Annotated in this window: 1 protein-coding gene; it reads right to left on the reverse strand. The window is 53.9% G+C overall.

Annotation, left to right across the window (positions count from 1 at the left end):
• Positions 1-308 (reverse strand): VCBS domain-containing protein (locus LZP69_RS16010; protein ID WP_234201696.1); only part of this gene is annotated, 308 nt, incomplete at both ends.

A 308-nucleotide genomic window follows, 5' to 3' on the forward strand; every position in this document is an offset into this window, starting at 1 on the left:
TGTACATCAGACGCACCTTGGCTGTCGGTGCCAGTGACATCAATGTTGAGTACTTGAGTTTGACCTACGCCCAGCGACTGATACGCCGCGTGGCTGGCATCAAATGCCCAGCTGCCATCGGTGTTGACGGTTAAGCCATCAACTGGGTTAGCAATCGAGTAGGTAATGGTGTCATTGCTGTCGATATCTGAGCCGGTGATTTGGCCTGAGATGCTGGCGTCTTCCGCTACAGTTTGCGCGGCAATGCTGCTGAGCACTGGCGCATCGTTAGTACCGGTGAGGGTAATGACCAGGTCTTGGGTGTTAGT

The organism is Shewanella sp. AS1, assembly GCF_021412565.1.
Taxonomy (GTDB): Bacteria; Pseudomonadota; Gammaproteobacteria; order Enterobacterales; family Shewanellaceae; genus Shewanella.